The 22,221-nt window shown below is 59.0% G+C and carries 20 protein-coding genes and 2 pseudogenes; 10 read left to right on the top strand and 12 right to left on the bottom strand.

What is annotated here, in order from left to right:
• Positions 1–8: 8 nt before the first annotated feature.
• From ACSQ8V_RS37485 to ACSQ8V_RS37505, 5 genes are all read right to left on the bottom strand, one after another.
• Entirely contained in the window at positions 9–1,241 is a 1,233-nt protein-coding gene (locus tag ACSQ8V_RS37485; RefSeq protein ID WP_436185145.1) for a CaiB/BaiF CoA transferase family protein, read from the bottom strand.
• Between the two features lie 58 nt (positions 1,242–1,299).
• Entirely contained in the window at positions 1,300–2,637 is a 1,338-nt protein-coding gene (locus ACSQ8V_RS37490; protein WP_436185146.1) for an MFS transporter, read from the bottom strand.
• 129 nt (positions 2,638–2,766) lie between these two features.
• Complete coding sequence (locus ACSQ8V_RS37495) at positions 2,767–4,005, bottom strand: CaiB/BaiF CoA transferase family protein (RefSeq protein ID WP_436185147.1); 1,239 nt, start codon at positions 4,003–4,005, stop codon at positions 2,767–2,769.
• 26 nt (positions 4,006–4,031) lie between these two features.
• Positions 4,032–4,823 carry a CoA-transferase subunit beta gene (locus ACSQ8V_RS37500; RefSeq protein ID WP_436185148.1) on the bottom strand — a complete coding sequence of 264 codons (792 nt, stop codon included), beginning with the start codon at positions 4,821–4,823 and terminating at the stop codon, positions 4,032–4,034.
• Positions 4,820–5,725: a CoA transferase subunit A gene (locus ACSQ8V_RS37505; RefSeq protein ID WP_436185149.1), complete on the bottom strand. Its 906-nt coding sequence runs from the start codon at positions 5,723–5,725 to the stop codon at positions 4,820–4,822. Before ACSQ8V_RS37505 ends, ACSQ8V_RS37500 begins: the two co-directional genes overlap by 4 nt.
• Positions 5,726–5,815: 90 nt before the next feature.
• On the opposite strand from ACSQ8V_RS37505, the gene dgcA reads away from it, so the two are divergent.
• Positions 5,816–6,805, top strand: a complete 990-nt coding sequence (gene dgcA / locus ACSQ8V_RS37510; RefSeq protein WP_436185150.1) for an N-acetyl-D-Glu racemase DgcA — start codon at positions 5,816–5,818, stop codon at positions 6,803–6,805.
• Between the two features lie 49 nt (positions 6,806–6,854).
• On the opposite strand, the gene ACSQ8V_RS37515 is transcribed toward dgcA, so the two are convergent.
• Complete coding sequence (locus tag ACSQ8V_RS37515) at positions 6,855–7,640, bottom strand: IclR family transcriptional regulator (RefSeq protein ID WP_436185151.1); 786 nt, start codon at positions 7,638–7,640, stop codon at positions 6,855–6,857.
• A gap of 134 nt (positions 7,641–7,774) precedes the next feature.
• On the opposite strand from ACSQ8V_RS37515, the gene ACSQ8V_RS37520 reads away from it, so the two are divergent.
• Both ACSQ8V_RS37520 and ACSQ8V_RS37525 read left to right on the top strand, forming a co-directional pair.
• Positions 7,775–8,575 (top strand): SDR family NAD(P)-dependent oxidoreductase, encoded by an 801-nt coding sequence (locus ACSQ8V_RS37520; RefSeq protein WP_436185152.1) that lies wholly within the window; start codon positions 7,775–7,777, stop codon positions 8,573–8,575.
• Position 8,576: 1 nt separating this feature from the next.
• Positions 8,577–10,028, top strand: a complete 1,452-nt coding sequence (locus ACSQ8V_RS37525; protein WP_436185153.1) for an NAD-dependent succinate-semialdehyde dehydrogenase — start codon at positions 8,577–8,579, stop codon at positions 10,026–10,028.
• Positions 10,029–10,114: 86 nt separating this feature from the next.
• Here the strand turns inward: ACSQ8V_RS37525 and ACSQ8V_RS37530 are convergent, their stop codons facing one another.
• On the bottom strand, positions 10,115–11,008 hold the full coding sequence (locus ACSQ8V_RS37530; protein WP_414969123.1) for a LysR family transcriptional regulator: 894 nt from the start codon (positions 11,006–11,008) through the stop codon (positions 10,115–10,117).
• 162 nt (positions 11,009–11,170) lie between these two features.
• Between ACSQ8V_RS37530 and ACSQ8V_RS37535 the strand changes: the two genes are divergently transcribed.
• The 7 genes from ACSQ8V_RS37535 (at position 11,171) to ACSQ8V_RS37565 (ending at position 18,555) form a co-directional block, all read left to right on the top strand.
• On the top strand, positions 11,171–11,512 hold the full coding sequence (locus ACSQ8V_RS37535) for a DUF485 domain-containing protein (protein WP_436185154.1): 342 nt from the start codon (positions 11,171–11,173) through the stop codon (positions 11,510–11,512).
• Complete coding sequence (locus ACSQ8V_RS37540) at positions 11,502–13,355, top strand: solute symporter family protein (protein WP_436185155.1); 1,854 nt, start codon at positions 11,502–11,504, stop codon at positions 13,353–13,355. Before ACSQ8V_RS37535 ends, ACSQ8V_RS37540 begins: the two co-directional genes overlap by 11 nt.
• 50 nt (positions 13,356–13,405) lie before the next feature.
• Positions 13,406–14,449 (top strand): carbon-nitrogen hydrolase family protein, encoded by a 1,044-nt coding sequence (locus tag ACSQ8V_RS37545; RefSeq protein WP_436209184.1) that lies wholly within the window; start codon positions 13,406–13,408, stop codon positions 14,447–14,449.
• A 91-nt stretch (positions 14,450–14,540) separates the two neighbouring features.
• The gene (locus tag ACSQ8V_RS37550; protein ID WP_436185157.1) at positions 14,541–15,497 is read left to right on the top strand and encodes a molybdopterin-dependent oxidoreductase; all 957 of its coding nucleotides are present in this window, start codon (positions 14,541–14,543) and stop codon (positions 15,495–15,497) included.
• A gap of 76 nt (positions 15,498–15,573) precedes the next feature.
• On the top strand, positions 15,574–16,521 hold the full coding sequence (locus tag ACSQ8V_RS37555) for a LysR substrate-binding domain-containing protein (RefSeq protein WP_436185158.1): 948 nt from the start codon (positions 15,574–15,576) through the stop codon (positions 16,519–16,521).
• Between the two features lie 100 nt (positions 16,522–16,621).
• Complete coding sequence (locus ACSQ8V_RS37560; RefSeq protein ID WP_436185159.1) at positions 16,622–17,641, top strand: alpha/beta hydrolase; 1,020 nt, start codon at positions 16,622–16,624, stop codon at positions 17,639–17,641.
• On the top strand, positions 17,638–18,555 hold the full coding sequence (locus ACSQ8V_RS37565) for a DMT family transporter (RefSeq protein ID WP_436185160.1): 918 nt from the start codon (positions 17,638–17,640) through the stop codon (positions 18,553–18,555). The genes ACSQ8V_RS37560 and ACSQ8V_RS37565 overlap by 4 nt, the downstream gene beginning before the upstream one ends.
• 74 nt (positions 18,556–18,629) lie before the next feature.
• Here ACSQ8V_RS37565 and ACSQ8V_RS37570 read toward each other — a convergent pair.
• From ACSQ8V_RS37570 to ACSQ8V_RS37590, 5 genes and pseudogenes are all read right to left on the bottom strand, one after another.
• Positions 18,630–19,058 (bottom strand): annotated as a pseudogene (locus ACSQ8V_RS37570) (IS6 family transposase); the annotation flags it as partial.
• A gap of 63 nt (positions 19,059–19,121) precedes the next feature.
• The gene (locus tag ACSQ8V_RS37575) at positions 19,122–20,006 is read right to left on the bottom strand and encodes a reverse transcriptase domain-containing protein (protein WP_436186428.1); all 885 of its coding nucleotides are present in this window, start codon (positions 20,004–20,006) and stop codon (positions 19,122–19,124) included.
• A 3-nt stretch (positions 20,007–20,009) separates the two neighbouring features.
• Positions 20,010–20,375: a hypothetical protein gene (locus tag ACSQ8V_RS37580; protein ID WP_436185161.1), complete on the bottom strand. Its 366-nt coding sequence runs from the start codon at positions 20,373–20,375 to the stop codon at positions 20,010–20,012.
• A gap of 514 nt (positions 20,376–20,889) precedes the next feature.
• Positions 20,890–21,189: pseudogene (locus tag ACSQ8V_RS37585) on the bottom strand (IS6 family transposase); the annotation flags it as partial.
• A 193-nt stretch (positions 21,190–21,382) separates the two neighbouring features.
• On the bottom strand, positions 21,383–22,060 hold the full coding sequence (locus ACSQ8V_RS37590) for a TetR/AcrR family transcriptional regulator (protein ID WP_436185162.1): 678 nt from the start codon (positions 22,058–22,060) through the stop codon (positions 21,383–21,385).
• Positions 22,061–22,221: the final 161 nt, after the last annotated feature.

A 22,221-nucleotide genomic window follows, 5' to 3' on the forward strand; every position in this document is an offset into this window, starting at 1 on the left:
TTACTCCTTTAAACAACGCGTTTTGCGATCAGGTCATCAACATCCTGTTCCGACAAACCAAGCCAATCCCTCAGAATGTGTTCCGTGCTTTCCCCAAGCGCAGGCGGAGGACTTCGATGAACCTCGCTGCACCCATCGAACCAAATCCCCAGTCCCACTTGCGGAACAAGCCCATCCTGCCCACTCACCGCATAGAACATTCCTTCGTCTATCAGGTCCTGGTCATCGACGAGCTGATCGATACGGTTGATTGGACCGGAAGGAATCCTATTCTTTTCGAATAATTCCAACCATTCGGAACGTGGCTTTATCTTGAGGATTTCAGCCACCTGCGCAACGATCTCCGCGCGGGCGTTTCTTCTTAGCGCATTCGTTGCGAAATCCTTTCGGTTGCCGTAATCCGGATATTCGACCGCAGTCCAGAAACGCTGCCAGATCGCGTCGTTTCCAAGCCCCAGCGTAATCGGTTCGTCCGCTGTATCAAACACCTGGTAGATGGCAATGACGGAATCCCGGCCGCCTGAGCGTCCAGGACACTCACCAGAGCCCAGATAAGCAATGATGCGAGGCGACATGAAGCGGACCATGCTTCGCACCATTGACACGTCGATAGCCTTGCCGGCTCCCGTGCGCTGTCGCTCGACTATGGCTGCGAGCGTCGCAAGCGCGACATCCTGCCCCGCGAGCAGATCGGCCGCAGGTGTGCCGACCTTCTGCGGCCCGGACTCGGGCTCTCCTGTCAGGTCCATCACGCTGGAATAGCCTTCTGCGATCAGGTCATAGCACGGCAACTCGGCGCGGCGTCCGGTTAACCCGAAGCCCGTCAGGGACACGTGAATGATCTTTGGGTTGATCTCTTTCAAACGCGCGTGGTCAAGGCCCAGCTTCCGTTGCACTCCCGGCACCATGTTCACGACGATAACGTCACTTCCTTCGACCAGTCTCTCCAGGATCGCCCTTCCGTCAGGGTTCGTGACATCAAGCGTCATACTCTCCTTGTTGCGGTTGACGCTGGCAAACCAGAGCGACTGCTCCCCCAAAAACGGCGGACCCCACGCTCTTGTGTCGTCACCGACCCCGGGCCTTTCCAGCTTGAGGACGGCGGCGCCCATATCGGCTAGCAATTGCGTCGCATATGGACCTGCAATCGACGTTGTCAGGTCCAGAACGCGGATCCCCGCCAACATGCTAAGTCCTGCTGATTTATCCTGAGTGGGAAGTTTCTCGATTGTTTTCAACATTACTCCATCAAACCGTTTTCATTCCTGAGACTCATTCTTGCATCGCGCCGCGCTCCCCTCACACGTCGAGCGGGAGCGGCCGATTGGAGGTCTCGGGCATCAGCACAGACGCAATGAACGCGATCCCGGTCGCCGTCATCAGGAAGAACGCGGGCGATGCCGGATTGCCCGTATGGGCGACTAGCCATGTCGCGATGTACCCCGCTGACCCGCCTGCCAGGATCGATGCGATGTTGTAGCCGAGCGCAACCCCGCTGACACGCATGGAAGCGGGAAGCGTTTCCGCCAGCGTTGCCAGCAGATTCGCCAGATAGCATGCCGTGATCTGGCCGAGCACCAACTGCGCGATGATGCCGAGCGCGGCGCTATGCGTGGCCAACATGAATAGCGGATAGGCGGTGATGACAAACAGCGCGTTCGCGGTCGCCATGACAACTTTTCGCCCAACCCGATCCGAGAGCTTGGACCAGAATGGCATGGTGACAGCCGCAAGAATCAGCGTGGCGGTTGTTGTCCAAGCTGCGGTTTTCGCGTCGAGTACGTGCTGAGTCTGCAGGAAGGTGCTCATATACGTGAACACAGTCCAATAGCTCGCGTTCGAAGTGAGCGCAAGCGCGATCACGACGAGAACGGAGAGCGGCCTTGCCTTGACAACGCCCAGCGCGGGAGCACGTTTGATCTCATGCTCCTTGGCGATCTCTTCAAAGGCGATCGATTCTTCCATGCGCAGCCGGATTAGCATTGCAACGATGCCTAGCGGTAACGAGATCATGAACGGGACTCGCCATCCCCACGACGCGAAGTCGACGTCCGGGACAAGCGCTCGCGTCATGGCAACGGTAAAGGAGGCGAGCAAGGTACCTCCGACTGTACCGAGATTGACGAACCCGGTCAGATAGCCGCGACGGCCCATGGGAGACTGCTCGGCGACATAGGAGGTGGCCGTGCCTAGCTCACCGCCGGCCGAGAATGCCTGAACGCAACGCAGCATGACGAGCAGCACCGGAGCGGCGACACCGAGCGACTCGTATGCCGGAATAAAGCCGATCAGCACACTCGCGCCGACCATGCCGGCGACCGACCATGTCAGTGCCTTGCGACGTCCCAATCGGTCTGCCAAATGCCCGATGACAATGCCGCCGAACGGCCGGAGCAAAAATGACGCGGCAAAGATTGCGAACGTTGAGAGCAAACCGGCGGTCGGGTCCGATCTCGGAAAGAACACTTGCGCTATCGTGGTCGCAAGAAATGCGTAGATGGTGAAGTCGTAGTACTCGATCGCGGTTCCGATACCCGCACCAATGACGATTCGCCGTCGCCGGGCGGGGCTCTTGGCGAGACTCTGTTCGAGTTCATCTTCCACTCTTCCCGGCAGGGATTTATTCAGCGTGCTCATGTCTCCACCTCTTTCCTGAAAAAGGAAACCACTTTTGTCATAGATTATTTGTTATGGATGCTTGCATCGAACAGCATGAGTCACAAGTGAATTGACGCGCGTTGCTTACACGCCCGATCACTGCAGGCGCTACTTTTCGATAGCAACTTCACACCCTGCTGCCGGGCGGTGCTCGAGCACGCCTCGCTCAATAAGTGCGTCTATCGCTGCTGCGGACATGCCAAGTTCTTCGGTCAAAACCTCGAGCGTATGTTCCCCGAGGCGCGGTGCCGCCTTGCCGACGACCGGCGGCGTCTCGGAGAATCGCAACCCAGAGGTGACGACTGGATAACGTCCGTAGAGCGGATGCTCAACGTGGGAGACCTGGTTCAGATGCTTGACCTGCGGATCTTCGAATACCGCATCCATCTTGTTGATCGGGGCAACTGGCGCGCCGGTCGCCGATAACAAGTCTACCCAGTAGGCGGTTTGATGCGTCCGCGTGATCGCGCTGATCATGCCAACGAGTTCCGGCTTATGCTTGACACGTTCGCCGTTTGTCAGAAAGCGCGGATCTTCCTTCCATTCCGGTTTTCCAAGCGCGTCGCACATCTTGCGGAACAGCTTGTCGTTCGGCGAACCCATGAGCACCCAACCGTCCTCCGTTGGAAACGCTTGATAGGGCGCGACGTTTGCATGCCCCGAACCTTGGGGTTTCGCAATACTTCCGCCAATCAAATACTCGCTCGCGACGTTGATGAGTATGGCCAGCTCCGTGCTGAGCAAGGACGCATCGACACGCTGCCCCTCGCCTGTCAGGGTGCGGTGATGCAACGCCGCCAGCACCCCGATCGCCGCATGCAAGCCAGTCGATACGTCGATCAATGCGACACCCGTCTTGACCGGTTCTCCGTCTGTATTTCCCGTCACGCCCATAAGACCGCCGAGCGCTGAAATCATCAGATCATAGCCCGGCCGATCCATGTACGGTCCCGTCTGACCGAACGCGGAAATGGCGCAGTAAATCAGGCCAGGCTGTGTTTTTTTAAGCTCTTCGTAGCCGAGTCCAAGCCGGTCCATGACGCCCGGCCGAAAGCTTTCGACCACCACGTCCGCTCCGGCGATCAGCTTCCTGGCTATCTCAACGCCTTCCGGTGTTTGCAGATCGATCGCCACGCTGCGTCGATTGCGGTTCAGCCCGAGAAAATACGAACTCACTTCACCGATGAAAGGCGGGCCCCATCCGCGGCTATCGTCGCCCGTACCGGGCCGTTCGATCTTGATGATTTCAGCGCCGAGATCGCCCAGGATCGACGTCGAATAGGGACCGGCTACTACGCGCGTAAAGTCGATCACGCGCAGTCCGTGCAAGGAGGTTTTTTGATTCATGATTTTCACCTGCAATAAAAACTGTTCTATTTGGAGAGTCCAGGGCCGTCGCCGCCGGTTAGCTCCCCGGTTGTATCAACAAGGCTCCGCAAGATGGCGAGTTCTTCCATTGTTGGGCGGGGCGTTTCGGGCCACGGACCATCTGGCAAGTCGAAACCGGTATTGGCAATGACTTGCGCCGGGTCGACACCGGGATGAATTGACCGTACACGCATCGACTTTCCTTCGTCGAAGTCGAACGTAACCAACGGCGTAACGCACAGCACGGGGCCCTCGGTTGTTATGCCAAGCTTTTCACGCGCCCCGGCGCCATCCAGATGGCCCGCCGCAGTCAGATACTCGACGTTTTCGACAAACGTGCGCGATGTGTGGGCTGCGCTGAAGAGCAAGATCCGCTTCGATACCACGGCGAACGATGTATTTGCGAGGCCGGGGCCACGGAACCGCGGCCGGCCCGAATCCTGATAACCGGTACCGGTCAGATTGATGTTGCCGCGTTTGTCGATCTGCACGCCGCCATAAAACATCACATCAAGACGGCCGTTTTCCGACATTTCGAACAGGTCATACGCCGTCCCCACCGCCTCCGCACCGTTCAGCCACCGCCCATCCGATGCAGATCGATACAAACGGCCCGGCTGCGGATTCACAACGCCAGCCGGTGTGATCAGCGTCAGGTTCGGTGCGTGCGTCTGCTGCGCGAGCATGCACGCGGCTACCGGTACCAGCGAGCTTGCGCCAGTCACTGCAAGGTCGCCGTCGAGCAACTCGCGCGCCAGCAGAACCGTCATGAATTCGTCCACGCTGCAGGTGTTCATCGAACAGCCTCCGCGAGCTTAAGGATCCGCTCAGCACCACCGACCCGTTCGACATAATCCGAAAGCGATTCGGGGTCCTTAACATAGGGTTCAAAATAGTCTCGCCACCACGTGGCGACATCGGCGCCAGCCGCTATGTACTGATTGATCAGCTGTTCATCGTGCACATACACCCCATGGCTGGAGCACGGGTGAGCGCCAAAGGGCGCCTCAACCACGGCATCGACCAAATAGCCTGGAATAGTGGTGCGATGCGGCTCCTGGCGCACAATTCTGTTATCGACAATAAGGTCCGCCGTGACAATCACGTGCTTAGACGCTTTTGCGAAAAGCGGGTCACAGAACGGCGTGCCAAGGTCACGCACGTTACCGTAAATGTCCGCCTCCTGAACGTGCAGGATGCAGACGTCCGGACTCATTGCCAGAGGGGCGACAACACCCGCGCCATTACGCGGGGCGATAGACGAACGCGTGATGTCCGTGCCCTTCACCGACGTCACCGGATGCGAATCGAGGTGTTCCACTGTCGCCATCAGGCCGCCGAGGATGGTGGCCTCGTCGGCATCGATAATTGTGACCATGCCTTGCTGCGCAGCCCTGCGAAAATTGGGAGCGAATCCAAGGTGCTCGAAGGACACGTGACCCACCGTGGCGCGGGTAACGCATCCGGCGCCGATCAGCAAGTCAACGGCATAGCTTGAGGGCGGCGCGGCGACGATCTGCAAGTCTTTCGCCCCTCGCCGGGCCAGTGCGCGAACCGCCGCACTGGGATTGTTATGAAACCACAGTCCGCCAAGGGCGACGAGATGACCCGCCTTGACTACCGACAGCGCATCATCGAGTTCACGAAGCTTGCTCCGCCGCTGCGGATTCGATGGGGGTATCGATTCATGCTTTCGCATTTTGTCTCATCCATAATATGATCTTTGAATCCATAATATGGCTCTACAAACCGATTGTCAACGTCTTCTAATCATCCGAGGAGGATAAAAATGAATCGCCGGACTTTGCATTGCGAGCCCCGCACGTTTCCCATCCGTGGCGTTTTCCGCATCAGCCGTGGCTCGAAGACGCAAGCGGAAGCCGTGATCGTGCAGATCACCGAAGGGGGTGTGACCGGCCGTGGAGAATGCATCCCGTACGCGCGATACGGCGAGACTGTGCAAGGCGTGTCGGCGCAGATCGCCTCGGTAGCGGACGCCGTGCGCGATGGCCTCGATCTGCAAGGTTTGCAGACGCTGCTTCCACCGGGGTCCGCCCGCAATGCGCTGGATTGCGCGCTATGGGACTTGCGCAGCAAGATAAGCGGTCACGCAGTGTCCAGCTTCGCAGGACTGAAAGCTCCTTTGTCGCCGGTTACCACTGCTTTCACGCTGAGCCTGGACAGCGCCCCCGCCATGGCCGGGATAGCCCGCGCCAATAATCACTTACCGCTGTTGAAACTCAAGCTGGGAGGCGACGGAGATCTGGAGCGCGTCAGGGCGGTTCGCGAAGCGGCCCCTCAATGCAGGCTGATGGCCGATGCGAACGAGTCGTGGACGCCGGATCACCTGCGCCTTTACCTGCCGGAATTCGCGGCTCTCGGGGTCGAGCTGCTCGAACAGCCATTGCCCGCCGATGCAGACGATGCATTGATTGGCTACGCGAGTCCTGTCCCGCTGGCCGCCGACGAGTCGTGCCGGGACCTGAAGTCAATCGCCGGCATCCGCGACAAATACGCGTTCGCCAATATCAAACTGGATAAAACCGGGGGCTTGACCGAGGCGCTCGCGTTAGCCGGCGCGGCGCGCGCGGCCGGCATGAAGGTGATGGTGGGATGCATGGTGGCGTCATCGCTGTCGATGGCGCCTGGAATCGTGCTTGCCCAGGAAGCAGATGTGGTGCATCTGGACGGGCCGCTGCTACTGGCTGAGGATCAGGAACCCGCGCTTCGCTACGAGGGCGCAACGCTGTTCCCGGACGCCCGGGTTTGGTCCATTTAAGCCCAACCCGGGTGGGTATGCGGGCATCCGGGTGGCTGCCCGGATGCACTCATTCGAAATAGCTGAGCCTTCGCGAGATGTCCTGCCCCGCAGCAATTACTGCATCGATGAGCGCGCGTACGCGCTCGGGATCGGTCGCCCGCGACTTGAGTACCGGGATGCTGACTGCAGCAACGACCTCACGCGTATGGTCGCGTATGGGCGCGGCAACGGCCCATACGTCACGTTCCGTGTATTCGTCGTTGATTGCGTAGCCATTACTGCGCACATCGGCAAGCAGCGACAGGAATGCTTTGGGACTGGCAAGCGCCGGCGCCTGACCCGGCCGCCATTCGGCGGTAGACGGCAGCATCGCATTCAGCTGAGGCTGCGCAAGCCAGGCAAGCAGTATTTGTCCCGATGCACGGCCGTCCCAAGGCGGACGCCTGTAGCCAATGGGGCTGAATATCTTGATCGTCTGGTTCGTCACCCGGCGGTCGACGAAGACGACGTCGTTCTCGACCAGCACAGTGAGCTGCACGTTCTCACCTGTCTTGTCGCGCAAATCGTCAAGCGGCTGGCTTGCGCCCGAGATCAGGTCGTTACCCTGCACCGCCACCGCAGCAAGTCGCACGATCTCGACGAACGGTGAGTATTTTCCGCTACGCGGTTCAAGCCTGACGAACCCGCGCTGCACCAGTATGTCGAGGATCCGGCGGAGCGTGCTCGGCGCGAGGCCAAGTCTTGCGGTGATTTCCGCAACTGTCAGCGAAGGCTCGTCCGTCGAAAAAATCTTCAGTACGTCGAGCATTCGCTCGGCTGACCGCAACGTTTGTCCAGTTGCGAGTTTTGGCACGTCTTGTTTCCTCCAGATAGAAAAGCCATGCAGAGCGTAGGGCTTAAGCATTCGCCCCATTCTATGGTATGTTTAACCATATAATGAAAAACAGAACCATTATTTCAAGCGGTAGAAGATATCAGGAGAGTCTCATGCGCGTGAAGGACAAGGTTGTTCTCATAACGGGTGCAGCATCTGGGATTGGGCGTGCGATCAGTCTACGGCTGGCGTCGGAAGGAGCGAAGGTCGTTGCGACGGACAGGAACGCTGACGGCGGGGCCGACGTTGTCGCTCAGATCGGGAAAGAAGGCGGCCAAGCGTGCTTTCTCGAACTCGATACCGCATGTGAAGCCCAATGGGCAGAGGTCGCTGCGCGAACAGTCGACACGTTTGGAACGCCCGACGTGCTGGTAAATAACGCCGGAGTATATCTGATCCGCGCCCTTGCCAACACGACGCTGGACGACTGGGACCGCATGATGAACGTCAATGCGAAGGGCGTATTTCTGGGCATGCGCACGATCGCGCCGTTGATGGCGGCAGCCGGCGGCGGGGCGATCGTCAACATGTCGTCTACCAACGCGCTGACCGGGATTGCGGGACGCACCGCTTACGCAGCCAGCAAAGCTGCGGTGCGAATCATGAGCAAGACCGTAGCAGTCGAGTATGCATTCGACCAGGTCCGCGTGAACTCGGTGTATCCCGGTTTCGTGCGAACCGGAATAGCGGAGTACGGCGCCCAGGTCGCCGGCGCGACCGTGGACGACCTCGGCAAGATGGTGAGTCCGCTAGGAAGGATTGCCGAGCCGGAAGACATCGCCAGCATGGTCCTGTTTCTCTCATCCGATGAAGCCCGCCATATTACCGGCGCGGAATTCGTGGTTGATGGCGGTTTGACAGCGAGTCCCAATAGCCCGACTCATGTCAGCACACTACAACGTGCGGAGGCATGAAATGACGCTTGATGCCCAGCCTCTTCTGAACGTGAAGTTATTCATCGATGGCGAGTGGACGGACGGATCGACCGGTCGTACGCTCGAAAACCGCAATCCCGCCAATCACGCGCTGATTGGCCATGTCGCCGTCGCCGACGAAGCCGACCTGGCGCGGGCCGCACAAGCTGCGGCAAGCGCCTTTGAAATCTGGCGCTGTAAGCCGGCGATCGAGCGCTCGGGAAGGTTGCGTGCGGCAGCGGCGCTGCTACGCGAACGCTCTGACGTTATCAGCCGGGCAATGACCATCGAGCAGGGAAAACCGCTGGCCGAATCACGAATAGAAGCCGAGATGGCAGCGCAGATCATTGACTGGTTTGCCGAAGAGGGACGGCGCACCTATGGCCGGATCGTACCGAGCCGGCATCCAAACATCCAACAGAACGTCATACAGGTTCCGGTCGGGCCGGTCGCCTCGTTCGCACCCTGGAATTTTCCACTAACCCAGGTAGCCCGCAAGATTTCCGCCGCACTTGCATCAGGTTGCTCGATCATCATCAAGCCGCCGGAAGAAGCGCCAGTGTGCACGTCGGAACTCGCACGATGCTTCGTCGACGCAGGTGTGCCACGGGGCGTTGTCAACGTCGTATATGGCCTGCCCACCGAAATTTCTTCGTATCTGATTCCGCATCCGGCTATCAAAAAGATCTCGTTCACTGGCTCGGTGCCGGTCGGCAAACAGTTGGCGTCGCTTGCCGGCCTGCATATGAAGCGGACCACGATGGAACTCGGCGGACACGCTCCAGTGATCGTCACGGCGAGCGCCGATCTCGAAGCCGCGGCGAAATCGATTGCGCTTGCGAAGTACGCGAACTGCGGGCAAGTCTGCATCTCCCCTACTCGCATCCTGATCGATGATTCGGTGTACGATTTATTCACTTCGGCATTCCTCGATCAGGTCAAAAGCGTCAAGGTCGGCGACGGCCTGGAACCTGACACGAGAATGGGACCGCTCAACAACGAGCGGCGCCTCGCAGCCATGCAACGGTTGGTGACTGATGCACGCGAACACGGCGCCACCATCCTCGCGGGCGGCGAACGGCTCAATAAGCCCGGGTTCTTTTTCGAGCCCACCGTGATTGCAGATCTCGACAGCGAGAGCGCCTTGATGAACGAGGAGCCGTTTGGGCCTATCGCGCTGTTACGGCCCTACCGCGACCTCCATGAAGCGATTGCGGAATCAAACCGCCTTCCCTTCGGACTCGCCGCCTACGCATTTAGCGACTCGGCAAAAGACATCTCGCGCATTACAGCGGGCATACAAACCGGCATGCTCGGGATCAATCATACGGCCATCGCCTATGCGGAGACACCGTTCGGTGGTGTCAAGGACAGCGGTTACGGCTCGGATGGCGGTCTTGAAGCATTGCGCGGCTATCTTCAGCCAGAACTGGTGACAATCGCCGCGCATTGATCGCGCTGTGCTCTGCCGCTATCGACGGCGGGGCACGCAGCTTGATAAATTGATCTGGAAAACGATCTTTCCCCCTTGATTCGGCTCTACGCTGGGAAATCCGCACTGAAAATTTGCGTGAGGAAAGCCACTACGGCGTTGATGCGGGGCACACGTCTCAGATACTGGTGTGTGCTGATCCACACGTCGCGATGGACATCCACGAGTTGAGGGAGCACAGGCACGAGGCCGAAGCGTTCCGCTCGCGCGAACGCAGGCAGCATGACGATCCCGGCCCCCGCCGCCGCAGCGAACATCTGCGACAGCATGCTGCTCGAATAGAAGTCGATGACCGGATCGGTGATGACATCGTGAAGCCATCGCACGGCGTCGAGCTGAACAAGATCGTCAATATACCCAACGAAGGCGTGATCGCGCAGAGCCGAAAGCGAACGAGGTGTTCCCCGCCGCGCAAGATATTCGGCGCTCGCGTAAAGATGCAGCGGGAAGCGCCCTATACGCAGCGTCTCCAGGTTGGCGCCGCGCGACTCGAAGAAACCGAGAAAAATATCGGCTTCTCGCTGCGAGATGCGCACATCGTGCGACGAGGTCACCAGTTCGATCGAAATGCCGGGCCGGGTCTCCTTGAAGCGTGCGAAGTGGTCGCTCAAATACAGCGATGCGATGCCTTCCATGGTTGCGATGCGCACGTGGCCAGCCGGTCCCGGCGCACCGTTTTCGAGGATGTCGGCAAGCGCGAGCAGATTCGCTTCAATCGCCTCCACGTGCGTCAGCATTTCGCGCCCGTGCGCATTGAGCCGGCAGCCGATACGGTCGCGCTCGAAAACAGGCGTCTCCAACGCGAATTCGAGCGCGGAAATACGCCGGCCGACGGTTGCGTGATCCATGCCGAGGCTGCGTCCCGCGCGCGAGAAATTCCCATGGCGCGCGACTGCCAGAAAAATACGCAAATCGTCCCACGCCAGCCGGTTGATGTTCATGAAAGTCGCCCGATGAATTTTGCATTCGCAAATATTTTCGCTGTGCAAAATTGCACATGCCATAGATTCTTTTCCTGTTCCGTTCCTCATGGGGTACTCCGTAGACTCTTCCGCAGTTGCGGCGCTTTGCAATGCGCCATGCGTCTTTACATGGAGAGAGCTATGTCGAATAACAGTATCCCCTGGCAAGCGGTGCTTGAAAGCGAGCGCTTCCAGCGTCTGGCACGTCGCCGTCGGACCACCGTGCTTACGCTTGGCACGATCGCCGCCGTTTATTACTTTGCAATCCCGGCGCTGATCGCGTGGGCGCCCGGCTGGTTCCGTATCCACGTGACAGACGGCTTCAATCTGGGCACGCTATTCGCCGTATCGCAATACCCGCTCGGCGGACTGATCGCGTGGGCATTCCTGCACCGCACCGCCGCGCTGGATCGGGAAGCGCAAGGACTCGTCGAGCGGGACGATGCACCGGTTCTCTCAGGAGAGCACTGCAATGCGTATTGACGTCCGCTTCACAACGGCGGCCTGCATGCTGGCCGCCGCCCTCCCCGCACGCGCGCAAACCGGTGCCGGCGTGATCCAGCATCACGGACTGACGTTTCTCGTATTCGGCCTCGTGATTGCGTCGACGCTGCTCATCACGTACTTTGTGTCGCGCCGCAACCGCACCGCCGGAGACTTCTACACCGCAGGCGGCGCTATCAGTCCGGCAAGGAACGGCTTGGCGATCGCGGGCGACTATCTTTCCGCAGCGGCGTTTCTTGGCGCCTCGGGGCTGATCTCGCTCTATGGATTCGACGGCATCATCTATCTTGTCGGCTTTTTCGCGGCGTTCATTCCGGTACTGCTGGTCATTGCCGAGCCATGTCGCAACCTCGGCCACTACACAATCGGCGACGTCCTTGCAATGCGCAACGGTTTTCGCTCGACCAAGGCCGTGTCCGCGTTGTCGAGCGTAGTCGTGGCGCTGGTCTACATGATTCCGCAGGTGGTCGGCGGCGCCGTGATCGTCAGCACGCTTGTCGGCATCGATTACACCGTGTCAGTGCTTAGCGTCGGCTTGCTGATGTTGGTGTACGTGGCGTGCGGCGGCATGCGCGCGACGACCTGGGTGCAAGTCATCAAGGCTGTCCTGCTTATCGGCGCCTCGTTCGTGCTCGTAGTGCTCGCGTGGATACCGTTTGGCTTTCGCGTACCGGCATTCATGCAAGCCGTTGTATCAAGTCCGTTTGTTCATGCTCACGTGGCTTCGTTGACCACGGGAACGTCGCTCACCGGCGATGCGCTTGGCTGGCGCTTTCTCGAGCCCGGCTTATATCTGAAGCAGCCGCTTGAACTCCTCTCGCTCGGTCTGGCGCTTGTGCTTGGCACCGCCGCGATGCCGCACATCATGATGCGATTTTTCACCGTAAAGGATGCGAAGGCCGCACGCCATTCCGTCATGTGGGCGATGCTCGGCATCGGCACATGCCATCTCTTCATTGTCGTGATCGGCTTTGCTGCAGCGTACTTCGTCGGGGCTCCGCTCATCACGTCGCTAGACAAGGGCGGCAATCTCGCCGCGCCGCTGCTGGCTCAAGCACTAGCGGGCGGCCAGGGCAGCGTGGGCGGCGACCTGATGATCGCTTTCATTGCCGCTGTCGCGTTCGCCACGATCGTCGCCGTGGTCGCTGGACTCACCCTAGCCGCGGCTTCGTCACTGGCGCACGATGTCTACGTTGGCGCGCTGCACGGCGGCCAGGCGAGCGAGCGTCAGCAGGTCGTGGCCGCACGCATCGCGACGCTGTTCGTCGGTATCGTGGCGATTGGCGCCAGCATTTTGGCGCGCGGACAGAACGTCGTCCAACTCGTCGGCCTGGGATATGCGGTGGCGGCCTCCGCGAATCTGCCCGCGCTCGTACTGACGCTCTACTGGCGGCGCTGTACAACACAAGGCGTACTTGCGGGAATTGTGATCGGAACGCTCGCGGCGATCGCGCTCGTGCTCGTTTCGCCCAACATGACCTATCCCGGACTCGTGCGTGAGGCCGCCGAGCATCGAGCCGAAGCCATCGCATTGCACCTGCAGCACGAGCAGGATGTTGCTCAACGTAGCGCGCTGCTTGCCGAGGAGGCCGAGGCACGAGCGACGGTGCACAGCATTGCGCCGGACGCGACGAGCATCGTGGGTCTACACAAGCCGCTCATCGCGCTTCGTAATCCGGGCATTGTGTCGATTCCTTTGGGTTTCCTGCTTGTCGTGCTGGTTTCGCTCTTCACGCGCGATCCGCTGGCGTCGTCGCGCTGGGCCGAACTCGTGGTACGGCGCGAGACCGGATGGCATAGCGCCGCGACCGTCAATCATTGAACAGATAGCCCTCTTAAAGAGCTTGGTAACTACATTGCGAGCCTGAACATATGTCGAGTCTTCTCGTCGTCAAAGTCGCTGCCGTCCACGCCGCTCCCGTATTCCTGGACCGCCGCGCGACCGTTGAGAAAGCAGTTTCCATCATTCGCGAGGCGAGCCGCAATGGGGCAGAACTGGTCGCTTTCCCTGAGGCGTTCATACCCGCTTTTCCCGTATGGACCTCGCTGTGGGCGCCAATCGACAATCACGATCTCTTCGAACGCTTTGCCGCCGAAAGCATCTACGTTGACGGTCCCGAAATCGCCCGGATCGCTGCGGAAGCCAAACGTTGCAGTATCTTTGTCTCGCTGGGTTTCAGCGAGCGGTCGTACGCAAGCGTAGGCTGTTTGTGGAATTCGAACGTGCTGATCGATGATCGTGGATCGGTCGTCAATCACCATCGCAAACTTGTGCCGACGTTCTATGAAAAGCTGGTCTGGGCTGCAGGCGACGGTGCGGGACTGCGGGTCGCCGACACGCGTATTGGCCGCATCGGCGGCTTGATTTGCGGCGAGAACACCAACCCGCTTGCGCGTTACACACTCATGGCCCAAGGTGAACAGATCCACATCTCGAGCTGGCCCGCGCTGTGGCCGACACGCCGGCCCACCAGCGGTATCAACTACGACAACGTTGCGGCAAACCGGCTGCGTGCCGGCGCGCACTCATTCGAAGCAAAAGCGTTCGGTATCGTCTGCGCGGGTTACATGGATGCAGCCATGCGCGATTTCCTCGTCCAACGCGATCCAAATGCGGCGGCGGTACTGGACGGCTCGCCGCGCGCGGCGACGATGTTTGTCGATCCGACAGGCGCGCCGCTCGGCGACCTTTTGCACGAGGAAGAAGGCATTGCGTATGCGGAGTTTGACCTGAACCGCTGCGTGGAGCCCAAGCAATTCCACGACGTGGTGGGTTACTACAACCGTTTCGACGTGTTCTCGCTGACAGTAGACCGCACGCGCCAGGAACCAGTCACGTGGCGCGAGCAAGCCGCTGTAGCGTCTGCTCCGTCCGCTGAAAAAGAAGCTGCAACGTCTGATTCGATGTTCAAGTGATATGGACCAGGGAAAGCAACGCGAGGCGCCGTGTGCCAGCGGAATAACGGTTACCCATGAAGGGTATTTTCTGCGAGTCCCCGACCGTGGAGTGCACGCGCTAACCGAGTATGTCACCGACGATGAGCAGCTCTTCGTCGTTACTCACATGGCGCTGATCGAGGTTGATCCGCAAGTGTGGTCGTTGCGTGTCGACGGCATGGTAACGAATCCAATAAATATAACGCTCGATGAAATACTTGCGTTGCCGCGACACGATGTGCATTCGGTGCATGAATGCGCTGGCAGCCCGCTTACGCCCAAGGTCGCCAAGCGGCGAGTCGGCAACGTGGTATGGAGTGGCGTACGTTTATCCGACGTACTTGATCTTTGCGGTATCCAACCCGGAGCGGCGTACGTCTGGACCGAAGGACTTGAACGGGGCGAGTTCGCGGGAATCAAAGACGAGCCATTCGTCAAGGATCTCCCGCTGCACAAGGCCCTGGCGCCGGAGGTTCTTCTCGCTGTAGCGCTTAACGGCAAACCGCTACGGGCCGAACGTGGCGGTCCGGTTCGTCTTGTCGTTCCCGGGTGGTACGGCACGAACTCCGTAAAATGGGTGGGCAAGATCACGCTCGCCGATAGACGTGCGCCTGGGTCGTACACCACACGCTTTTACAACGACCCGACGCCCACCGGCCCGCGCCCGGTCTGGGATGTTGCGCCTGAGTGCGTGATAGTCTCGCCCGCGGACAAGAGTGTCGTGAGTGCCGGTGAACCCACGAATATAGAAGGTTGGGCGTGGTCCGATGCCGGGGTCACGCGCGTCGAAGTGAGCGTGGATGGAGGCGAGAACTGGAAGGTGGCGAAGCATGCCGGTCGCCGCGACTTTAGCTGGCAGCACTTCAGCCTTTCATGGACCTTTCTTGTAGGCGAACATCGTATTCTATGCCGGTGCTTTGATGCTAGCGGCGTAGGTCAGCCCGTATCGTCAGCGCGAAACGAAATACATTCGATCATGATCACAGCCATTTCGACTGCGGCCACGCACAATGCTATGCCGTCGTAAGGATATTCAAGGCGCACGTACACCATCGCGCGTTGGCGAGTAATAATCGAGCCATGAATACATCTCACCGCCCACAATGAAAGCGCTGGAGCTTCGACAATTTCGCTACTTTTCAATCCTTGCACGCGAGCTGCATTTCGGCCGGGCGGCAGATATTGCCTATGTAACGCAACCCGCCTTGAGTCAGCAGATTGCCAAGCTGGAAGAACTTGTCGGCACCCCGCTGTTCATTCGAAGCCCCCGCGGCGTCGCGCTCACCCCTGCCGGGGAAGTACTCCGCGACGGTATTGAAGAGATGCTGGGGCAGCTCGAAAGAACACTCCGGGCCGCACGCGAATCCGGCAAGGTGCAAAGCTTCACACTTTCGATCGGGCTGGTCGAATACACCAACCTGCCTTTTATTCCGCCCGCGCTAATACGCCTTCAGGCGCTATACCCCGATGTCAATATTGTCCGCCACGAGATGAACGCGAGGCGGCAAATAGCGGCGCTCGCAACGGACGAGATTGACGTAGGTTTTGGCGTACCTGTCGAGCAACCGGACCCAAAGGCGCACATAGGCTCTGAACGCCTGCTGGATTCCGGCTGGTGTCTGCTGGTTCGTCGCGATCATCGCTTTGCACAACGCACCCGTCTGCGTATTGAGGAGCTTGCCGGTGAGCGACTGATCGTTCCCGCGCGGGCCGTCAACGAACCGCTCTACGATTCGGTGCTCGCCCGCTTTGCCGACGCCAACGTCAAGCCGACTATCGTCTACGAGACCATGCAATCGCAAGTCGGCATCGCCCTGGTCGACCAGGGGCTCGGCTCGCTGCTCAGCGCAGCCTACGTTTTTGCATCGGTGCCCGACTCTCTCGAGCATTGTCCGGTCGACGGTTTCGAGCCGCTGGCCGTGGAGATATTCTTCCGCGAGCACGAGCGTAGTCCGCTAGTGCTCGATTTCATCGAACTCGCGATCGAGGAAGCACGTCGTACGCAATTGAGCCAGCTCCTCCTGCCCACCGGCGACAGGAAGGCCGATTAGCAAAACTTATCGCGAATCCCGCTACTTCGAATTGGCCCGATGAACCACGCTCTGCCACACTTCTCTCCTCGGTCAATGACCACAAGTCCCAAGGAGAATCATGAAATCCCGAAGTATTTCCGCGCGTGGTTTTGCGGCAGCGTCAGCGATAGCCGTCACGCTCGCCGCTACCGCTGTGCAGGCGCAAAGCGCCCCGCTGTCAAGTAGCGACGGTATCGCTGCCGTCAACGCCATGCGTCAACAATCCCTCGTCGGCACACACGACTTCATCGACCGGCGGGCCGCCTTCGAAAAGCTGATGGCGAGATTCCCGGTTCCGGATGGCGTGACGATCCGCACGGTCAGCGCGAACGGCGTGTCCGGCAAGTGGATCTCGCCGGACAATGGCAGTGCATCCGGCGCACACAGGCGTGGCGTGATTCTGTATCTGCATGGCGGCGGCTTCTATAGCGGCTCCAGCGACAGCCATCGTGTGCTCGCCGCCACGCTCGCGAAGGACGCTCAAGCCGACGTATTGCTAATCGACTACCGGCGCATGCCCGAAGCCGTCTATCCGGCCCAGATCGACGACGCTGTCGCCAGCTACGAATGGCTGCTGCAACAAGGCTATTCGGCCTCGAATATCGCACTTGCAGGCGAATCGGCCGGCGGCAACCTTATGCTCGAACTGGCGTTGAGGCTGCGCGCGGCACACCGGCCGTTGCCATCGTCGATGGTCGCGATGAGTCCGATCATGGACCTGACCGCGTCGGGAGAATCGACCCGAACAAACGCCGATAGAGACCCGGTACTAACCCGCGATGGACTGCTAAACGTAACCCGTATCTACATGCATGGCGTCGATCCGCGCAGCCCCGACGCGTCGCCCTTGTTCGCCGACCTGCACGGATTGCCGCCGCTGCTTCTGCAGGTCGGCGCGGGCGAAATCCTGCTCGACGACAGCCTGCGTATCGCGCGAGTGGCCGCGATGGACGACGTAGCAGTTTCGGCCGAAGTCTGGCCCGGCATGGTGCACCAGTGGCAACTGTTCCCGAGCCTCGTACCCGATGCCCGCCGTGCGCTCAAGGACAGTGGCGAGTTCATCCAGACACGTCTGGCGGCCGCTGGAGACGCGCAGTGACTGTCATCCATACTAGCGTCGCCGGTCGTAGAGTCGGCGTACGCTACCAGGGATTAGCCTTCGGATTGACAGCTACACTGATCTGGGGCGGCTTTCTTGTTGTGTCCCGCTACGGTATTGGCTCTGGCCTGAAGGCAACCGATCTCGCCTTTCTGCGCTATCTGACGTCGGGGCTGCTTCTCCTACCCTGGCTGCTGCGGCATTCCCCGCGCCGCCTCGCCGGTGTGGGCTGGCGCAAGGGACTGTGCCTCGCTGCGCTTGCCGGCCCTTTGTTCATCATCGTGAGCGCCAGCGGCTATTACTTCGCGCCACTGGCACACGCAGCGGTGATCCAGCTCGGCATGCTGACCCTGGTCAGCATTCTGCTCGCAGCCGTGATTCTCCGTGAGCGTCCGAGCGCAAGTCGATTGACGGGACTCGCTGTCGTGGTATTCGGGCTCGCTGTCACAGCAGGTCCCGGCTTGCTGCATGGCAGCTCGATAGCATGGCTCGGCGACGCGCTCTTTGCACTGGCCGGATCAATGTGGGCACTCTTTTCAGTGCTGCAGCGACGCTGGGATATCGCGCCGCTTCCCGCCACCGCGGTCGTCTCTGTGTTGTCGGCGGCCGTCTATACGCCGGTCTATCTCGCTTGCTCCGGACTCCAGATCTTCACTACCACCAGTATGGCTGTACTCGTTGTTCAAATCATTGCCCAAGGCGGCCTGTCCGGTGTGGTTGCGCTGTTTGCTTTCTCACGGGCAGTGCAGGACCTGGGTCCCAGCCGGGCGGCTCTGTTCCCGGCACTCTCGCCGGGTGTGGCAATGCTGCTCGGCATCCCGGTGACCGGTGACCTTCCCTCGCCTGCTCAGCTTGCTGGGTTGGTCATCCTGACAGCCGGACTCATCGTTGCCGTACGCGCTCGTGGTGGCTGAGACTCATACTCTCGTTTCCGGGTTCTGTCCAGTAAGGAAATTAGGTGGAAGTGAGACAGAACGGATAGGAATGCTTATTTCGTGAGATCGTAGAATTGCTCGGCGACTGAACGACGCCGTCCATCGTCACTCTTCATCTGCCCCTTCGCTATCATGTGCATGAGTTCGATACCGCCTAAAATGATGCAGGCGCAACGGAAGCTCTTGAATCCTAGGATTGGTCGTACGATGCGTTTGATCGCTCGATGGTCCTGCTCCACCACGTTGTTCAGATACTTCGATTATCGAATTTTGATCGGCACTTCGCGATCAGCATTGATCGCATTTAGCCCTGCGAGATTCGCTCCGCTCTTGTCGATCGTCACCGTCTCCGGTACGCCGTTTCCAGCGATCGCCTTTTCGAAATAGCGCAGGGCCGCGGCCTTGTCCCGCTTGGCTCTGAACAGGAAATCAATGGTTTTGCCCGCCTTGTCCACCGCCCGATAGAGGTGGTAAGTAGGCCCGGGAGTTTCGCCCCGAACCTCTCGCAGAACCGTACGTGACACTCTCGCGTCATACGGCTCCCGTTATCCAACCAGTCCTTCGACGACACGCCAGTGGACAAACATCCGCGGCACGGACCTTTTCATCTTGCGGAGCCATTCCACACTACGGCGCCTGTGGCCCGACAGTGTCTTATACTTGCGTCTGGCCCATTGCTCAAGCCTTCCGTCAACGTATTGGAAGAGCTCGTGCATCGCAGTCTGATAGAACGCACCGTAGTAGTTCCACCACCCTTGCATCGTCAGGTTACATTGCTGCGCAAGGTCATTAAGTGTCGTTGGTGTCCGACGATGTATTCGCCAACCCCGCACTTTTTGCCGCATCCGGTTCAATGCATCTTTGCTCACCGCTGGCAGGAAACTGGTAAATCGCCGGTTGTATTTGCTGGATGCCACTCTTAGTCTGAACGTAAAACCGAGAAACGTAAACTGCACGTTCGGATACACATGGGTACGGTTGCTATCCTTGCAGTACACGATCTGCGACTTCTCCGGATGCATTGTTAATCCGCACTCCTCCAGTCGTGATGCGATCTCTCGCATCAGTTCTTCTGCCTGTGCCCGACTGCGGCAATGAACCACCGCATCATCGGCATACCGAGCAAAAGGAGAGTGAGGATAAGTTCGCTCCATCCAGAGGTCGAACGCATAATGCATGAATAGATTCATCAGGATGGGGCAGACCACTCCGCCTTGCGGAACGCCCCGCGCCCGTGGCAACTGAGTCCTATCCGCAGTCTCGAACGGCGCAATTAGCCACCGCTCGATGTACAGCAAGATCCGGTCTTCCTTGATGTGGCGTCGCACCGCCTTCATCAACAACGCATGATCGATCCAGTCAAATGCCGCCTTAATGTCAAACTCAACGACCCAGTCGTACTGCCAGCAACGCTTTCGCGTGACGGCAATCGCCTATTTTGCCGACTTGCCCGGCCGGTATCCATAGGAATTTTCATGGAATATCGGATCGAGCACCGGCTCAATCATGAGCTTGGCCACGCTTTGCGCAACTCGATCAGACACAGTGGGAACGCCCAACTTCCTAGTGCCGCCCTTGGCCTTCGGAATTTCAACCTGCTTAACCGGCGGCGGGAAGTACGACCCCGACGACATCCGGTTCCACAGCTTGTAAAGATTTCCCGATAAGTTCTGCTCGAACATGGCGATCGTTTCATCGTCCACGCCGGCAGCGCCACGGTTAGCCCTCACCAGTTGATACGCTTCCCACACCATACGCTTTGCTATGCAATAGGGTTTTGTTGATGTCACGTCACTCATCCCCGCAATGCAGGTTGGTGACCTTCGTCAACCGGATAACGCCGCCCCTTCGCTCCACCATCATTACAACGGCTTCAACACTACTACGGGCAGCTCCGCCCCTCACTCTGGCATCGGTATTCTTTCTCATGGTGTCTGCCACTTGTCATTTCCCTTCACATCCAGAGCAAGGTTCTCACGTTCCGTACCAAAGCCTGTATTGAGATCATGCCGCCTATACACCGACTGCCATCGGGACCGTAAGCAGGTATCGTCCCGACCTATCCTGGAGCTGGAAGTCGTCCCCAGTTTTGACAGTGCTTTAAGGCAATAACGATGCGTCATCGGACGGTTCACTTTCGTTCATCTTCTCAATACTTATCTGCCATCCTCAACGGCTGACTTTTCCACGGTCGCTCACTACCACGCCTTTTGAACGCAGCAGCACCGGGCGGTTTGAAGCCTGCCCCTGCAGGCCGGCTTCGGAAGGCCAACTTCCATCTTCAGTACAGCATCACAAGCTCCTCGCTTGTGTTCGTGACACACACTTCCATTCGCCCTTGACCTTGATGTAGGTCTCATCCATTCGCCAACTTCGACCAACCTTTTTCTTTTACGGTCCGAATGCCTTACCGAGCGCAGGCAGCAATTTGATAGCCCACCGGTGCACCGTCGAATGATCGACCGACACTGCCCGCTCGGACATCATTTCTTCCAGATGACGCAGACTCAACGGATAGGCGACGTACCAACGTACGCATGTCAGCATTATATCCAGCGGGTAATGCAGCCGCTTTAGCGCCTTGCTCACAGTGGCGTTCGGGGTCTTGGTCATTCGTTACATCGCTCGTCTCGGAACCGACCACCATAGGAGATCGGCTTACTGCGACAGAACCCATGGAGTTAGCGCCACGCTCGGACAGCAATGCCGTGGGCATTTCGGCAACCCCGCTGCTGACTCTGCCGGCACGTTGACGGGTCGTGCAACCACGCGCACTATCGCCAGCGCTATTTTGGCTGGGACACCCTCATCCAGCTTTCCCGAGTTCGTCCGAGCGCGGCGTTAGATATTCAGGCAGCACAGTTCGCAAATACGCAACGCGCGCGCGGTGCGCGATGCGCTCCGCCTCAGGATCGATCACTCCTCCCCGCAGTAGATAAAGCGACCAAATCGCGTCATTGATAGCAGCCATTTCGACAAAGCGTTCGTGCAGGTCAGGCAGATCAAACAAGATGAAATGTCGACGAAATCCATCGAGGAGATGCTGGGCCAAAATCCGGTTGTTCTCTTGGTCGAGCCGGCGGATTTCTGACGAGTATCCGACGCCCAGGAGCACTTTGCGTACTGCGGGATTTGTGCTGAACACCTCCAGCATTCCGGCGTGTTGCGCCTTCAGCAAATCCTGCCACGACTCGAAATGACCGAGTTCGGCGGTTTCTACAGCACGAAACGACGCCAAATAGCGTTCTGCAAGAGCAACAAAGACGAGCGAAACTTCAGGAAAAAAATGGTAGACGCTCTGCGGCGAAATACCGAGATTGGCCGAAATATCGTAGATACCGATATCTGACGGGTCTCGATCCTGCAACAGGACCTCGACCGTGTTCAATATATCCTCATACCGCTGCTTGCCCCGCTCTTGGGTCGGCCGACGGATTTCCGGCTTGTTCCTTTCGCCGGACTTCGTCGTCGCCTGCATAACCATCGAATCTCCCTCCTGTTAATCCCGTTAATACTGCTTCTCGCCGGTCTCTCGGCAAAACCGCCTCGACCTGAAATTTTCCGGCGCTCAAAGCAAAGTGACGGTAGCGAACCGCCCAACAGGTATCCTCCTCGCATGTTGCTCAACAGGCACCTGTCGACTTC

The organism is Caballeronia sp. LjRoot31 (genome assembly GCF_964253885.1).
GTDB lineage: Bacteria > Pseudomonadota > Gammaproteobacteria > Burkholderiales > Burkholderiaceae > Caballeronia.

What these genes read in the sequence shown, in the direction of transcription:
- ACSQ8V_RS37530 (WP_414969123.1), bottom strand. Translation starts at nt 11,008, where the DNA reads ATGAACATCAACCGGCTGGCGTGGGACGATTTGCGTATTTTTCTGGCA.
- ACSQ8V_RS37540 (WP_436185155.1), top strand. Translation starts at nt 11,502, where the DNA reads ATGCGTATTGACGTCCGCTTCACAACGGCGGCCTGCATGCTGGCCGCC.
- ACSQ8V_RS37590 (WP_436185162.1), bottom strand. Translation starts at nt 22,060, where the DNA reads ATGGTTATGCAGGCGACGACGAAGTCCGGCGAAAGGAACAAGCCGGAA.
- ACSQ8V_RS37580 (WP_436185161.1), bottom strand. Translation starts at nt 20,375, where the DNA reads ATGAGTGACGTGACATCAACAAAACCCTATTGCATAGCAAAGCGTATG.
- ACSQ8V_RS37545 (WP_436209184.1), top strand. Translation starts at nt 13,406, where the DNA reads ATGTCGAGTCTTCTCGTCGTCAAAGTCGCTGCCGTCCACGCCGCTCCC.
- ACSQ8V_RS37485 (WP_436185145.1), bottom strand. Translation starts at nt 1,241, where the DNA reads ATGTTGAAAACAATCGAGAAACTTCCCACTCAGGATAAATCAGCAGGA.
- ACSQ8V_RS37535 (WP_436185154.1), top strand. Translation starts at nt 11,171, where the DNA reads ATGTCGAATAACAGTATCCCCTGGCAAGCGGTGCTTGAAAGCGAGCGC.
- ACSQ8V_RS37495 (WP_436185147.1), bottom strand. Translation starts at nt 4,005, where the DNA reads ATGAATCAAAAAACCTCCTTGCACGGACTGCGCGTGATCGACTTTACG.
- ACSQ8V_RS37505 (WP_436185149.1), bottom strand. Translation starts at nt 5,725, where the DNA reads ATGCGAAAGCATGAATCGATACCCCCATCGAATCCGCAGCGGCGGAGC.
- ACSQ8V_RS37520 (WP_436185152.1), top strand. Translation starts at nt 7,775, where the DNA reads ATGCGCGTGAAGGACAAGGTTGTTCTCATAACGGGTGCAGCATCTGGG.
- ACSQ8V_RS37500 (WP_436185148.1), bottom strand. Translation starts at nt 4,823, where the DNA reads ATGAACACCTGCAGCGTGGACGAATTCATGACGGTTCTGCTGGCGCGC.
- dgcA (WP_436185150.1), top strand. Translation starts at nt 5,816, where the DNA reads ATGAATCGCCGGACTTTGCATTGCGAGCCCCGCACGTTTCCCATCCGT.
- ACSQ8V_RS37525 (WP_436185153.1), top strand. Translation starts at nt 8,577, where the DNA reads ATGACGCTTGATGCCCAGCCTCTTCTGAACGTGAAGTTATTCATCGAT.
- ACSQ8V_RS37490 (WP_436185146.1), bottom strand. Translation starts at nt 2,637, where the DNA reads ATGAGCACGCTGAATAAATCCCTGCCGGGAAGAGTGGAAGATGAACTC.
- ACSQ8V_RS37555 (WP_436185158.1), top strand. Translation starts at nt 15,574, where the DNA reads ATGAAAGCGCTGGAGCTTCGACAATTTCGCTACTTTTCAATCCTTGCA.
- ACSQ8V_RS37560 (WP_436185159.1), top strand. Translation starts at nt 16,622, where the DNA reads ATGAAATCCCGAAGTATTTCCGCGCGTGGTTTTGCGGCAGCGTCAGCG.